Here is a 13,187-nt window from a genome sequence, read left to right as displayed (position 1 = left end):
CCCTCGTGCTTGTGGCGGCTAGCGCTCGCCGCGAACGTCGGTGGGCGCGCGAAGGTCGCGCGGGCGAAACATGTATCCTGCGGCGATGGGCCCGATGGCGAAGGCGCGCGCGAGGGCGTATCCGGCGGAGGCGAACATCCGCTCGAGGTGGCCGCGATCGTAGGCGAACGAGCGCAGGCCCTCGGCCGAGGTGAACAGCACGCCGCGATCGGTGACCGAGGTGTCGAGCGCGGCGTACCCGTTCCGCGCGTAGTACGCCCGCCTGTGCCGCGTCGCCTCGGCCGAGGTCGCGAAGCCCGAGAGGAACACGCGCGCGCCGGTCGCGGCGATCGACCGCACCACGCGCTCGGGGCGCGCCAGGCTGCCGAAGCAGTTGAACGGAAAGAAGAGCACGGTGACGTCCCTCCGCGGCGCGAGGCCCTCGGCGGCCCAGAGGGCGACGAGGTCCTCGGCGGAGCCGACGTGGAGCTTGCGGCGCAGCGGCGACGGCGCGCTCTCGCGGAGCCGGGAGCGGCCCATCTCCACGAGCCAGGGCACCATGTCGAGCCCGTCGTAGTGCAGCCCCTCTGCGAGCGCCCAGAGGAGGTAGCGGCCGTAGCCGCAGCCGATCTCGAACAGGTGCTCGAGGGCCGGCTCGTCGCGGAGCGGCTGGGCCTCGGCCTCGAGGTACGCCCGGACGGCCGGCGTCAGGTGCGCGTCGACGAACATCCGCGCGCCCCCGTTGCTCGCGTAGAACTGCAGGACCGCAGCGTCCGTCGTATCGAGAAGCATGCTGCTCATGCGGCCTCGCCGGCGGATTCTACACCAGCGAGCGCCGCCAGTACGAGCGGGTGCAGACCCGCTGAAACCCCAGCTTCAGCACCGCGGGGTTCGAGTGGGCGCTGGCGGCGGCCGTCTGAAACGCGAAGCGAGCGCCCCGCGCGCGCGCGAACGCGAGGCCGTGGAGCATCAGGAACGCGTACAGCCCGAGCCGGCGGTAGGCCGGGAGCGTGCCGCCCTCGGCGTACAGGGCGCAGCCGTCGCAGAAGCCGACGACGCGCGAGGAGGCCGGGACGCCGTCGACCAGCGCGAGGAGGCAGTGCACCTCGACGCCCGGGAGGCGTCGGTCGCGGAGGTTCTGCGCGAGCTTGCGCCTGACCGCGTCGGGCAGCTCGTTGGACGTGCCGTCGACGTCGACGAACGCGGGAAAGAGAGGGTCGTCCGGTCCGGCGAGCCGGACGGCCCGCACGCGCTCGACCGGGAGGCGCAGCGCGGCCTCGGGCGGGGAGCCGTCGGGCGCGGGACCGCGCAGGTCGAGCAGGTGGCAGTTCTCGGCTTCGCCCGGGATCTCGGCATACCCCGCCGCGGCGAGCTGGGCGCGCAGACCGGGAGCGCTCTCGGGATCGAGGTAGACGGCGGGGGGCAGGCCGCGCGCCGCGTAGAAGGCCTCGACGGCCGCGAGGACGTCGGGGCCCGAGCGCGACACGGCCTGGGCGCAGTTGTAGTAGCCCGCGTCGGCGTCGGCCATGTACGTGAGCTGGTAGTCGTCCGTGTCCACCAGCTCGTCGTAGTACATCGCGGCCCAGACCGCGTTGTTGGCGCGGACGAGGCGGTGGATCGAGGCGCTCCGGGGCGAGGTGCCGGCGGCGCTCATGTCACGCCGGCGCGCCGTTCGGGGACGCCAACCGAGATCCGGTGCCCTGCTGCGTTCATAGGAGATCCCTCGTCCAGGCGGTTACGAGCTGCGCATGTCTCGATCGCAATCCAGGAATCGAAAACGGCCCATCTCACGACCAACACACGACTGACATGCATCCTTTACCCTGAAGAAAGGTGGAAGCGCAAGCAAAGCATGAGGCTGTCATCCGGAGCCGATCGCGCGGCAGGGCTTGACATTCCCAGTAGAAATCGCACCTTATCTCTTTGAGACTTTCACTCTTACTTGGTAGCACTACTGCGCACACTTGTGCTTTGAGGCGGGCAATAATCCGCCCGAAGGAGAATACCTTGAGCTTACGCACTACCGCTCCCACAATGTGTGTCGCCTTGGCGCTTGTTCTTTTGGGCTGCGCTGGAGATGCCGACACGGGCGCTGGCGAGGGCTCGCTGACGGACGGCGATCCGGTCATCGACCAGAAGCCATCATCGCTCGCGACGCCGGGCTGCACGGTTCGCCTCACGCCGGCGAGCCTCGTCGCCAGCGTCGCGCAGGCCGAGAACCCGGCAGCGAACGTCGCGGATGGCAACCTGGCCACCCGCTGGTCGGGCCGCGGTAAGGGCGCCTACGTGACCGCGGACCTGGGCGCGACGCAGAGCATCTGCGGCATCTCTCTGGGTTGGTACAACGGCGGAGTCGATGGACGCATCTATGACTACGCGCTCTCGACGTCCACGGACGGTCGCAATTTCTCGCCGCTCGTCTCGGGGAAGAGCCTGCCGAGCACGTCGCTCCAGCCGGCTGAATTCCAGCCCGTCAACGCGCGTTACGTCCGTCTCACGGTGAACGGGAACACCGTGAACGACTACGCCAGCGTGACGGAGCTCCAGATCGCCGGCAGCGCGGCCCCCGCCAGCCCCTTCGTACATCCTGGCATCCTGGTCAGCAAGGAACAGCTGGATTTCGTCAAAACAAAGATCCGCAACGGCGAGCAGCCCTGGAGCAAAGAGTACCAGCTCGCCAGGGGCTCGAGGCCCGCGGACCGGAGCTACGTCGCCGACCCGGTGCCGGTCGTCAAGTGCTCCACGCCTGGATCGAAGCAAAAGGCCATCGATCTGGGCTACGAGCAGGCAGGCTGCGACAGCATCGTCAACGACGCGAACGCCGCCTATACGCAGGCGCTGCTCTGGTACTACAGCGGCGACGCGCAGTATGCCGAGAACGCGAGAGGCATCCTCAACGCCTGGGCGCGCACGCTGACCGCCATCTTGTTCGATCAACCCCGCTTCCCGGACAACAACTCTCAGGTCTACGCCAACGGTCACTTCAACGCTGGCTGGGCAGGCACCAACTTCCTGCGCGCCGCGGAGATCTTGCGTTACACGTACAGCGGCTGGACGGCCGCGGACACCGCGCTGCAAGAGGACCACTTCAGGACCGTCTACTGGGACCTGGTGAAAGACGGCTGGACGGGCGGCCAGAACCGCACGGCCGTGATGAACGAGGTGGCGCTCGATATCGCGATCTTCACGAACGATCTCGAAAAGTACGAGTACGTCGTGAGCCAGGTAGAACACTCGAGCAAGGCGATGATCTACATGCCGAGCGACGGCGGCCAGCCGCTCTCTCCGATGTACCAGGGGAGGCCGCGCTACACCAGCGGGACCGAGCTCGCGTCGATCTGGAGCAACCCGACGCGCTACATCGCTGGCCTCGAGCAGGAGACCTGCCGCGACCTCGGGCATACCCAGATGGGCATGAGCTCGCTCGCGAACATGGCAGAGACCCTCCGCATCCAAAGCGACCCTCGCAGCGCCTACGGCGACGACCCGGAGCATGACGAGAACCGCCTGCGGGAGTCGCTCGAATTGAACGCCGACTACGTGCTGCAGTATCTCGACAACACGCGCAATCGGGTCGGCGTGGAGGTCTCCCCCGCGGGCTGGATGCCGGCGCGGAGCTGGCCTTGCAGCAGCTTCTCCAAGAACGCCGGCGGCCACTCGGCGGTGATGGGCTGGGAGATCGGGTACAACGAGTTCCACGACCGGCGCGGCATCAGCATGCCGAAGACCGAGGCGCTCATCGCACGGGTGAGGGCGATGAGCAGCGCTTCCACGCGGTTCGGCAACCACATCGGCTGGGAGACGCTGACGCACGCGGGCGCGCCCTAGCACCTGGCCTGGTTCCACCCACCAGGCGTGCGGCCAGGGATCCTAAAAAAACCACGGAGGTCCTACCCGCTGTCACGTTGGCACCGGCAGCGCCGGTGCTGATGGGGGCACCGGCAGCTCCTGCCACAGACGCACACGTCAGCGCATCCCACCTACGACCCCGCGATCTCATCCCGGCACGGGAGATGGCCCCTTCGGGACCTCGAGCCTGGCGGCGCGGCGACGGGAGCGTCGCTCTGATTCAGAACCAGCGCGCGAGCGCGTCGTCGAGCGACGTCGACGACGCGTCTGTCCACGCGATGCAGCCGTCGGGACGAACGAGCATCGACGGGCCGCCTTGGGTGCGTGCAACTTGCACGTCTTGCGGGAGTGACCGCTCCAAAGGCGAGATGAAGAGGCCGCCTCCGTTCTCCATCAGCGTGTAGAGCCGCTCTTCGCTGCCGCCTTTGAGCGTGAGGAGCTGGTCCTTCGCGAGCGTGCCGACGAGCGGGTCGTCGTCACCGAGGTCGTAACGAATGCCGACGCCCGTGAGCATCTCGCCGAAGTAGCGATTGCCTGCGGGCAGCTTCATCAGGTCGCTCACGATGGCGCGGAGCGCGCTCGTCAGCGGGTCAGGACGCATGAGCGCGACTTGCGCGCGGGTATTTTCGAGGACGCGCGCGGCGACGGGATGGCGCTCGGCGGTGTACGAGTCGAGGAGATGCTCGCGCCCCTTCACCGCCGCGGCGAGCTTCCAACCGAGGTTCGCGGCGTCGACGAGGCCGAGGTTCAGGCCCTGGCCGCCGAAGGGCGAGTGGACGTGCGCGGCGTCACCGGCGAGAAAGACGCGGCCCATCCGGTAGGTCGTCGCTTGCCGCGCGTTGTCGGTCCAGCGCGTCGCCATCGTCATCGACAGGATCTTGACGTCGGTGCCGCTCACGCGCTGGATCGCCGCCTCGACCTCGGCTCGCGTGATCGGCGCATCGCGATGGGGCGGCGGCCCGTTGAACTCCGCCGTGAAGACGCGCCCCGGCGTCGGTCCGGACGCGACGAGGCCGCGCGGCGTCCGGTGCCAACCCGTCGGCAGCTTCTCGGGCGCATCGAGCTCGACGACAGCCTGATAGCCGGTGATGGTCGGATCCGTGCCGGGGAACTCGAAGCCGGCGAGCTTGCGGACGCGGCTCCGGCCGCCGTCGCAGCCGACGAGGTACTTCGCGCGCAGCGGGCCCGCGCTCGTCTGCACGGTCACGCCGTCGTCGTCCCGCTCGAGGCCTTCCACCGTGATGCCGCGACGGATGTCGATCCCGAGCTCCGTCGCGCGCGCGATCAGGATCTTCTCGAGCGCCTCTTGCGGCACGGGGCGCATGCGGCGCTCCGGGTCGCGCTGGAGGCCCTGGTCGATCAAGAACAGTCCAGAAAAATGGCCTCCCGGCTTCTTCACCGGTCCAGGTCCGAAGCGGGCCTTCAGCGCCGGCATCATCAGCGCCATGGCGGCGCGCTGCTCGTCGTCGAGCGCGCCCGCGAGCCCACGTCGTTCCAGTGCCTCGGCCGCCACCGCGCCGACCGCGGCGGCCTTGATCGTGCGGTCGGGCTCCACGAGCCGCTCCAGGACGAGCGGCTTCACGCCCGCGATCGCGAGCTCGATCGAGAGGAAGAGCCCGACCGGACCAGCGCCTACGATGACCACGTCCTGAGTCATGACGTAAAACTTAGACTCGGTAAATATTTGTGCAAGCACAATTTTTGTCTTAGTCTAAGATTCGATTCATGGGCGAGCTCCGCGAAAGGAAGAAGCGCGAGACCAGGCAGCGGATCTCCGACGTCGCGACGGAGCTGTTCTTCGCGCGCGGCTTCGACGCGGTGACGGTCGAAGAGATCGCCGCCGCCGCTGACGTCTCCAAGATGACGGTGTTCAACTACTTCGCGCGAAAGGAAGACCTCCTCTTCGATCGCGAGGACGAGGTGAAGCTGCTCCTGCGCGAGGCCATCGGCGAGAGGCCGCCAGGGCAGTCGCCGATCGACGCGCTCCGCCGCCTCGTCGACAGGCTGTGCGAGCAGAAGCACCCGTTCGCGCGCGTCGATAGCCAGACGGTCGGCTGGTGGCGCGTCGTCGCGGCGAGCCCGTCGCTCAAGGCGCGCCTCCGCGAGATCGGGGACGAGGTGGTCGAGGGGCTCGCGATCGATCTCGCTGGTCCGAAGCCCGATGGCCTCGCGCGGCTCGTCGCCGGCATGGTCGTGCTGACGTGGCGCACGGCGTACGGCGAGGCGATCCGCGTGTTCGAGCGCGGAGGCTCGGCGAAGAGGGCGAACGCCGCGTTCATCGCGTTGATCGATCGCGGCTTTGCGGCCGCTCACGGCATGGCGGCGAGCTCGAGCTGGCAGACGACCGAATGACCCATCCCCACCCAGGGGTTCGCGCGTCATGCATCGTTGACCAATGCGACCTGTCCCCGCTGCCATCGCGCCGACGCTTTGCCCTCCCGGAGGCGAGGCGCGCGGTCCGGATGCTCGGTGCCCAGGTGGGCTGCCTCCTCGGCCCCGGCGCAGCGGGCGCCGGGCGGCTCACGGCACCGCGTGGCCGTCGACCCGGAGCTGGAACAGGAAGTACGGCGGGATGCAGGCGCCCTCGCCCGAGCTCGTCCTGGCGCACACGTAGTCCTCGCGGCAGGGCGCCTCGCTCGAGCAGCGGCGCAGGCCCGCGGGCGCGACGTGGCGGCTCAAGCACTCGGTGAACGGTGTCCCGCGGGCGAGGCAGCGGTTGAACGGATCGAGCACGGCGATGGCGCCGCAGACGCCCTCCGCCGGGAGCGCGCCGCAGCTGCCGGTGCACATGCCGCCCGGGAACCCGACAGGGCTCGTGTTGCACACCGCGGCGGGCGGGCACGCCCCGGGCTGCGCCGCCGCGGCGCGGTCGCGGTGCGGGTCGGCGTGGGGGACGACGGCGCCGACCTGGCAGGGGTCGCCGACCTCCGGCGCCGCCGGCAGGCACACGCCGACGGTCGTCCGGTCCTCGCGCGGCGCATCGTACGCGGAGCACACGAGCCCTTCCGCGCACGTCCAGTCCGCGAAGCTCGGGTCGCCCAGCCCGCAGCGGGCGCCGTACCCGGCGCGGACGCCGTCGGCCCGCTCGGGATACGGCACGCCGTGGTCCGGCGCCGCGCCCCGGGCGACGGCCTCGACCACCGCCTGCCGGCGCGGGAGATCGCCCGCGAGGTGCGCGGACTCGGCGGCGGCGAGCGCGTCGAGGGCGCGGCCGGGAGGCTCCTGCCCGAGCAGGTGGAAGCCGGCGATCGATCCGCTCTGGTGGCACCCGGGGCAGGTCATCTGGTCGAGCCGCCGGAGCAGCCCCTCCGGCGAGCGGACGCGCGTGAGGCCGCCGAAATCGACGCCGCCGAAATCGCGGGGCTCGAACAGCACGCGGAACGGCCGGTTGGCGCGGCGCGCGAGGCCGTGGGGCGTGGCCGACAGCGCCTTCGTGGCGAGGAACTCGACGGGCAGGAGCGCGGTCCCCTCGTCGATGCGCGCGAGGTTCTCGGGGGCCGACAGCCAGGCGCGCAGCCGGTCGCGCTGCTTCGGGTCGCGGGCGATCCGGGCGACGTCGGGGGTGTTCTCGAGGGCGAGGGGCGCATAGCGACCGGCGCGCGCGTCCCAGCGGAAGGCGCGGAGCACGTACTCCGCGTGCCCGCCGAGGTCCGGGCGCACGGTGGACGGCCAGCGGACGCTCTGCAGGTTCACCACGAGCCGCGCGAGGTGCGCGCGATCGACGGCCGGGGGAGCGAGCGGGCCGTCGGCCGAGGTGAGCCAGCGGGCGAGCGCCGGGCCGGAGAGCTCCGCCGCGCGCGACCAGGCCTGCGCGAGGCGGCGGCATGAGGGCGCGTCGCCGCCGGTGGCGAGGAGCTCGAACGCCGCGGTCATCGGGAGGCGCGAGGCGGCGGCCGCGCCGTCCGGGGTCTTCGCGGCGTAGGCCAGCCGGTACACGAGGCGGGTCTCGCCGCAGGCCGAGGCGTGGAACGGGCGGCGATCCATCCGGTTCACCACGCCGATGAGCTCGAAGCGGGCGCCCTCCGCGGAGAGCCACCGCTCGTCGAAGAGGCGGTGGGCGTGGCGCGCGACGCTCGTCCCGCTCCTCGGATCGGCGCGCTGGACCTGCCGCAGATCCTCCGCGAGCACGCCGGAGACCGACGCGAGCTCGGGGGTGCGGGACAGCGCGGAGAGCGCGGCCGGCGCGCGCGGCGCTCCGGTGAGCACCGCGCCGAAGTCGAGGCCCGCGGCCTCGAGCTCGGCGAGCACCGCGCGATCCGTGACGAGCAGGAGAGGCCGCCCCGCTGGCGCGCTCTCCTGCCGCGCAGCGCCGGGCGCCGGCTCGCCCGCGGCCGAGTTGGCGGAGGGAGGCGGCGGGGCGGACGGCTGCACCGCCGCGCCCGCGGCGTCCTGATGCGGCGCGGAGGGGCGCTCGGACGCCCGCCACGAGCACCCGGCGATGCCGGCGCCGGCCGCCAGCGCGGCGAAGGCGAGGGCGTGGCGGAGGCGGCGGGCGCGCATGCGGTCAGGCTACACCGGCGCGCGACGGCGCGCGGCGCGGGGTCGGGGCAGCCGGCACACGGCAGCGTGGAGCGACGGGTCGCCGACGCGTTCCACCCGCTCGTGGTGTGACGGCACGCTCTGGCCGACGGGGCGCCGATGTCATACGACCTAGCGATCGAACGGGCTCTTCAACGACACAGCACGCCCCGGTCCGGATCTTGCCGGGGCCGCAGCCGGAGGCTTTGAAATGCGAAATTATTGGGGATTGATGCTTGTGGCGAGCGGGCTTCTGGGGGGATGGGCCATGGGGTGCTTGCCCGGGGACGGCGGGTCGAGCTCCAGCGGGAGCAACGGGTCGAGCTCCGACGGGAGCGGCGGCTCGGACGGCTGCGGTTGCGTGGAGGACACGATCCGCTGGGGATACTTCGGTGGGTTCACCCCGAACGCGGAGACCAGCGCGCTCTCGCCGTGCCGTGACTTCTCGTTCGAGCGGCGCGCGATCCGGGGCGACACGCTGCTGATGACGTGCTCGCAGGAGCTCGAAGCCTGCGAGGAGGGGGTGAGCGCCGGCGACGTCGCGAATGCGCTCGGCCATCCTGATGTCGTCGCGGCGCTCGCGGCGGCGCCTGTGCTGTACGGGAGAGACGCGCGACCCGTGGACGGGAGCTTGTTCCGGATCCAGGTCGACGACGCGGTCGTCGATGTCGGGTACGAATGCGGGGAAGCGCGGGACTGCGTCCCGATCCCGGAAGGGGTGGCCGCGCTGGCCGACGTGCTCCGGACGCTCACGCAAGAGCAGCTCGCGCGCCACACGTGCGGGGCCGTCACGACGCCGTGAGCGCCGGGGGGGGCGCGCGACGTCGATGCCCGCGCGTTCGCTGCGCTTCTCGACAGAGGATCCACCGCTCGTGCGGTCGCTCCTCGAGATCACGAATCTGGTGCATGGATCCTCACGGTAGGCGTGCGCCAGGTCGATGCCGCGACGCGGCCAGCGGATAGGAAACCGTAGGGTCTGTGTTCGTCGAAAGCGCGCGCATTTTCAGTTCGCATCTCGGGCATCGCAAAGCATCGAAAGGTGCTTTCATGAGCACGGCCCACTCGACGTAGCGCGACGTAGCGAACAAGCCCCTGCCCCACCTGCGCATCGCGCCGGTTATGCAATGAGGCGGCGACGCTCGTCGATCGGATCTTGCCCAACGCGCCTGTCAGGCAGTGGGTCGTGTCGCTTCCGTTCGAACTGCGTGCGCTTGCGGCAAACAACAAAAATCCGACGTCCTCGCGGAGCATGGAGCGCATCTTCGCGGAGAAAATCGCCCGCGTGACCACGCGGCTCGCGAGCATCGCCGGCGCAAGTACGGGCTCGGTCGGGTCCCCTCAGAGATTCGCATGCGCGAAAGACGGCGTGCACCAAGAACATCACGGTGCGCGTCACGATGGGGACGCACCCGGGAGCGTGGGAGCAGGTCTACGTGGACGATGCTTCGATGAGCTGGAACTACTGAGCGCCGCTCGAGGCACGCCCGGAAGCGTGCCTCGTCCGATCGCGCAATTCCGGCTATTTAGATAGATCGGCTCACGGAGCTCGCCATCGGGGGTCGCTCGCAGGGCCAGCGTCGGCTGGCTCCGCCGCGCCAGCGGGCGCCGCTGCGCCCGCGAGCGTCTGGACGACGGCATTCGAGGCGGGCTGCATCTGCCCGTGCCCGGGGTCGGCCTGCTCGCCGGGTTGCGCCTCGATCCAGCGGCGGAACAGGCCGGCCTCGCCCGGAGGGAAGAAGGCCGTGGGGGGCACCTCGGCGTGGTAGCGCCGGAACGCGGCGCTGAACTCCGCAGGATCGCGGTCGAACCACGCCTCGGCCTCGGGCGATCCGCGCAGGAGCCGCTCGAAGCGGAGCCGCGCCACGAGCAGCGCCGACATCCGCACGCCGTCCTCGTCCGCGGCGATCAGCGCCCGCCGGAGCGCGGGCGGGAGCGCCGGATCTCCGGCCGCGGCGCGGAGCGCGGCCACGGGGTCCTCGGCGGTCATCGCGCGGGCCACGAGCGCTTCGTAACGCGCGTGCGCCTGCGCCCCGGTCAGCCGCGCCGCCGCGCGCTCCCCTGCCCTCCCGCCGCCCGCGCGCCCCGTCACCTGCGCCTCCCGCGCCGGCCGAGCACGCGCCGCGCGCGGCGCAGCTCCTCCCGCACGGCGGCCGCGTCGGCCGCGCCGTGCACCGTGCCCTCCATGCGCTCCAGCGTCACCCCGCGCAGGTTCGGGCACCGCGGCGCGACCTCTTCCAGGAGGCGCCACACCGGCTCCGGCACCGCGTCGTCGTGACCGTCGAGCCGCATCACCCGGCCGGAAGGCAGCCAGCCCGGATCGCTCGGGCCGCCGCCGGACAGGTGGATCTCGATCACCCGCGCAAGATCGAGCCGGGCCACGTACTCCTCCGGATCGAAGCCGAAGTTCTGCGCCATGGTGAAGACGTTGTGCAGATCGAGCAGCAGGTGCGTCCGCGGCGCCCTCAGGATGCGCCCGAGGAAGCGCGGCTCCTCCAGCGGATCGCCGAGCACGAAGTAGCTGACGCTGTTCTCGACGCCGACGTCCTCCACGACGGCCTGCATCTCCCGGAGCGCGCGGCGGGCGACGGCCGCGCTGTGCGCGCTCATCGGCAGCGGGAGCGGCAGCCCGGCCGAGAGCCCGGCCGGCGCGCTGACCCCGAGGTGATCGGTGTACCAGCGGAAGCGGAAGATCGCGTGATCGCGCCGGAGGGCCGCGCGCCACCGGGCGCGCCGGCCGGCGTCCGCGGCCGAGGCGCCGCCGATCGAGAAGCCCACGCCGTGCGCGACGAACGGCCGATCCGACCGGCGCGCGAGCTCGGCGAAGCGGCGGTGAAAGCCGTTCTCCTGGAGATCGGCCCCGGCGGCGTCCGGCGCGCGCCAGAGCGTCTCGGGCGCCACCTCGTAGTAGTCGGCGTCGCGCAGGATCGCCTCGCCGAGCAGATCGAGGAACGCCGCGTCGGGCTGGAGCGTGAGGCCGACCGGGATCAACGCGGGGGTGCCCCTCGCCCCTCGACCGCGAAGAAGTAGAGGAAGCGCCTGGACTTGGAGGGCACATGCCCCATGCCGCACGCCATCATCCCGGTCTCGTCGACCCCCTCGACCTCGGTCCCGCATCCGCTGGCGATCGCCCAGCGCGCGCCCGCCGGCGGCGCCTTCACGAGCCGCGCCCGCACGCTCGCGGCCCGGGCCTCGAGGTTGTCCGCGCCGGCGCCGAGGCCCTTGCGGAGCAGCGCGCCGAGCGCGCCGATCCGCTTCGCCGCGATCGCGTCGTCGCGCTTCATCCGCTCCTCCCAGCTCCCGCCCCCGAGGCCGCGCATCCCGTCGTAGATCGGGAGCGCGACGTCGAGCTGCGTCGCGGCGACGGGCACCTTGTCGGTCCTGACCACCACGAGGAGCGGCTCCCCGTCGCCGGCGCTCGGCACGAGCTTCTTCAGATCGGCCATGGTCGCGCAGACGACCTCGACGCCGGCGAGCGGGGCGATATCCTTGTCCGCGCCGAAGTTGAGCAGCTCGCCGAACGCGTGGCCGCGCTCCCACTTGGCGCCGTCGTCGGCCGGGATGACGAAGACGAGCAGCGCTCGTTTCGCCTGCCGGGCGCGGCGGAACGCGGCCGAGACCTGGACCAGCGACCCCGCGGCGGCCGCCGGCTTGCCCGTCTCGTCGCACGCGGCGCCGTCGCCGAACGCCTCGCGGAGGAACGCGGGCCACGCGGTGGCCGCGAGCCCAGCTGCAGTCGCTCCCAGCAAATGCCTGCGCTTCATGGTCACTCCTCGCCGGCGACCGCGCCGGCATCGTCGATCAACTCGCTCTCGGGCTCGCCGCGCCGCGACGGCTCGGGCGCGAGCGGCGCGAACTCCGCCCAGTCCGGGTGGAGCAGCCTCTCCCGATCCCGGCCCAGCACGATCGGCGCCGCCCCGCGGGATCGCAGCGTCACGCGATCGCCCGCGGCCGAGTACTCGCCGGTCGCGATCACCGCGCCGGTGCAGCCGTCCTCGATCGTGAAGCCGCCGGAGGCGTCCAGGAGGAGCGTCCGCAGCCCCGCGGCGTAGAGGCCGACAAGCTCCGCCTCCGCGCTGCCAGGCTCCTGCGCGCCGGCCGCGCTGCCGGCGGCGGCCGCGGCCGGCGCGGCGAGCGCGTCGAGGGCCTCCTGCGAGGCCGAGGGCGTGAAGGAGGCACGATCGCGCGGTGTGTCGGGCAGGGCCTCGATCACGCCCGCGGGCGGCTCGAGGAAGGAGCCGCGCTCGAGCAGGTCCGGCGCGGCGAGCGTCCACAGGCCGTCGCGCCGCGCGGTGATCTCCCCATCGACGAGGGCCGCGAGCGCCGCCGCGGCCGCTTCGCTGGCGCGCACGGTCAGGCGGTCGTCGCGCGCCTCGTCGCCCACCGCGAGCCAGCGGACCTCGCCGCCTCCGCCGCGCACGTGCGCGAGCATGCCCCCGCGCAGCTCGAGCACCTCCGCGCCCCCCGGGCCGCGCAGCAGGGCCGGCTCCGCGGCGTCGAGGGCGACCGGCAGGACCGGCGCGCCGCGCCAGCCGTCGCTCTCCACGGTCCAGCGAGCGCGCGCCGCGGGATCGAGCAGCACGTACGCGGTGCCGTCCGGGGCGTCGATCGGCCGGGCACACCCGGCGGAGAGCGGCGCCGGGCCAAGAAGGGGCAGCACAAGGAAGAGACCACGACGTCCGGGCATCGGGCGGAACCTCCGGCGAGCTGAGACGCGCCACGGCATCGAAAGTTCCATCGCCCCCCCAGGGCCGCGTCCCCCGGGGCGACGACCTCGCCGGGGTCGCCTCGGCCGCGGAAGGGGGAACGGCGGACCGGCGGACCCAACGTCGCTCCGACCGCCG

General features: G+C 72.0%; 12 protein-coding genes. 3 read left to right on the top strand and 9 right to left on the bottom strand.

What is annotated here, in order from left to right; translation table 11 throughout:
- Positions 1 to 18: 18 nt before the first annotated feature.
- Positions 19 to 780, bottom strand: a complete 762-nt coding sequence (locus WMF26_RS00960; RefSeq protein ID WP_437998763.1) for a hypothetical protein — start codon at positions 778 to 780, stop codon at positions 19 to 21.
- Positions 781 to 799: 19 nt separating this feature from the next.
- Positions 800 to 1,633 carry a GNAT family N-acetyltransferase gene (locus WMF26_RS00955; protein WP_437998762.1) on the bottom strand — a complete coding sequence of 278 codons (834 nt, stop codon included), beginning with the start codon at positions 1,631 to 1,633 and terminating at the stop codon, positions 800 to 802.
- Positions 1,634 to 2,025: 392 nt separating this feature from the next.
- On the opposite strand from WMF26_RS00955, the gene WMF26_RS00950 reads away from it, so the two are divergent.
- Positions 2,026 to 3,807, top strand: coding sequence for a discoidin domain-containing protein (locus WMF26_RS00950; RefSeq protein WP_437998761.1), 1,782 nt, complete (start codon positions 2,026 to 2,028; stop codon positions 3,805 to 3,807).
- Positions 3,808 to 4,048: 241 nt separating this feature from the next.
- On the opposite strand, the gene WMF26_RS00945 is transcribed toward WMF26_RS00950, so the two are convergent.
- The gene (locus tag WMF26_RS00945; RefSeq protein ID WP_438002505.1) at positions 4,049 to 5,485 is read right to left on the bottom strand and encodes an FAD-dependent monooxygenase; all 1,437 of its coding nucleotides are present in this window, start codon (positions 5,483 to 5,485) and stop codon (positions 4,049 to 4,051) included.
- Positions 5,486 to 5,553: 68 nt separating this feature from the next.
- Here WMF26_RS00945 and WMF26_RS00940 point away from each other — a divergent pair, with 68 nt between their 5' ends.
- Entirely contained in the window at positions 5,554 to 6,180 is a 627-nt protein-coding gene (locus WMF26_RS00940; protein WP_437998760.1) for a TetR/AcrR family transcriptional regulator, read from the top strand.
- A 168-nt stretch (positions 6,181 to 6,348) separates the two neighbouring features.
- Here the strand turns inward: WMF26_RS00940 and WMF26_RS00935 are convergent, their stop codons facing one another.
- Positions 6,349 to 8,328 carry a hypothetical protein gene (locus WMF26_RS00935; protein ID WP_437998759.1) on the bottom strand — a complete coding sequence of 660 codons (1,980 nt, stop codon included), beginning with the start codon at positions 8,326 to 8,328 and terminating at the stop codon, positions 6,349 to 6,351.
- Positions 8,329 to 8,614: 286 nt separating this feature from the next.
- On the opposite strand from WMF26_RS00935, the gene WMF26_RS00930 reads away from it, so the two are divergent.
- Positions 8,615 to 9,148 carry a hypothetical protein gene (locus WMF26_RS00930; protein ID WP_437998758.1) on the top strand — a complete coding sequence of 178 codons (534 nt, stop codon included), beginning with the start codon at positions 8,615 to 8,617 and terminating at the stop codon, positions 9,146 to 9,148.
- 89 nt (positions 9,149 to 9,237) lie between these two features.
- Here the strand turns inward: WMF26_RS00930 and WMF26_RS00925 are convergent, their stop codons facing one another.
- The 5 genes from WMF26_RS00925 to WMF26_RS00905 all read right to left on the bottom strand — a co-directional run bounded on the left by WMF26_RS00925 (position 9,238) and on the right by WMF26_RS00905 (position 13,030).
- A complete protein-coding gene (locus WMF26_RS00925) occupies positions 9,238 to 9,597 on the bottom strand; it encodes a hypothetical protein (RefSeq protein ID WP_437998757.1) in 360 nt (119 codons plus the stop codon).
- 286 nt (positions 9,598 to 9,883) lie between these two features.
- Positions 9,884 to 10,435, bottom strand: coding sequence for a hypothetical protein (locus WMF26_RS00920; protein WP_437998756.1), 552 nt, complete (start codon positions 10,433 to 10,435; stop codon positions 9,884 to 9,886).
- Positions 10,432 to 11,334, bottom strand: coding sequence for a DUF692 domain-containing protein (locus WMF26_RS00915; protein ID WP_437998755.1), 903 nt, complete (start codon positions 11,332 to 11,334; stop codon positions 10,432 to 10,434). The genes WMF26_RS00920 and WMF26_RS00915 overlap by 4 nt, the downstream gene beginning before the upstream one ends.
- Positions 11,331 to 12,107 carry a hypothetical protein gene (locus WMF26_RS00910; RefSeq protein WP_437998754.1) on the bottom strand — a complete coding sequence of 259 codons (777 nt, stop codon included), beginning with the start codon at positions 12,105 to 12,107 and terminating at the stop codon, positions 11,331 to 11,333. Before WMF26_RS00910 ends, WMF26_RS00915 begins: the two co-directional genes overlap by 4 nt.
- Before the next feature lie 2 nt (positions 12,108 to 12,109).
- The gene (locus WMF26_RS00905; RefSeq protein WP_437998753.1) at positions 12,110 to 13,030 is read right to left on the bottom strand and encodes a hypothetical protein; all 921 of its coding nucleotides are present in this window, start codon (positions 13,028 to 13,030) and stop codon (positions 12,110 to 12,112) included.
- Positions 13,031 to 13,187 lie beyond the last annotated feature (157 nt).

The sequence above is a fragment of the Sorangium sp. So ce185 genome, assembly GCF_051526825.1.
Lineage (GTDB): Bacteria > Myxococcota_A > Polyangia > Polyangiales > Polyangiaceae > Sorangium > Sorangium cellulosum_D.
The sequence above is the reverse complement of the archived record's forward strand: the minus strand, read 5'-3'. Positions and strand labels throughout refer to the sequence as shown.